1 protein-coding gene is annotated in these 767 nt (G+C 61.9%); it reads left to right on the top strand.

Translation table 11 applies throughout. The features are described from left to right. The coding region (locus P353_RS27380; protein ID WP_034376679.1) for an efflux RND transporter periplasmic adaptor subunit at nucleotides 1-692 on the top strand (692 nt) is incomplete at its 5' end. Nucleotides 693-767 lie beyond the last annotated feature (75 nt).

Raw genomic sequence — 767 nt, 5'->3', positions numbered from 1 at the left:
TGCCCAGCGTGCTGGATCAGCGCGAGATCCGCGCCCAGCTGGCGCCGCGCCGCTACACCACCTTGGCGGCTGAAATCGGTGCCAAGGTACAGCGCCTGCCCGTGGTGGAGGGCGGTGCCTTTCGCCAGGGACAGCTGCTGGTGCAGTTTGACTGCAGCCTGCCGCAAGCCCAGCTGAACAAGGCCCAGGCGGGCGTGGATGCCACCGAGAAGACCTGGAAGGCCAACCAGCGCCTGGCCGAGCTGAACTCTGTCGGCAAGGTGGAGCTGGATGTCTCTCAGGCCGAATGGAACAAGGCCAGGGCCGAGGTCGCCGCCAACCGCAGCCTGCTGAGCAAATGCCAGATCACCGCGCCCTATGCGGGGCGGGTGGCCGAGCAGAAGATCCGCGAGCAGCAATATGCGCAGCCGGGTCAGGCACTGCTGGACATTCTGGACGACTCCGCGCTGGAGCTGGAGTTTCTGGTGCCCTCACGCTGGCTCAGCTGGCTGCATTCGGGCTCGGAATTCCAGGTGCGCATTGATGAAACCGGCAAAACCTATCCCGCCAAGGTGCAGCGTCTGGCTGCGCGCGTGGACCCGGTGAGCCAGTCCGTCAAGGTCAATGCGGCCATACACGGAAAGTTTGGTGAACTGATCGCCGGCATGAGCGGGCAGGTGCTGCTGGCACCGCCACCGATCGGTAAGCCCTAGACATTCAAATATAAGAGCATGTTGCGCATGCCATTAAAAGGTTTCAGATCACTTTTATGCTGAAGTCTATATATA

The organism is Comamonas testosteroni (assembly GCF_000761245.1).
Taxonomy (GTDB): Bacteria; Pseudomonadota; Gammaproteobacteria; order Burkholderiales; family Burkholderiaceae_C; genus Comamonas; species Comamonas testosteroni_C.
The sequence above is the reverse complement of the archived record's forward strand: the minus strand, read 5'-3'. Positions and strand labels throughout refer to the sequence as shown.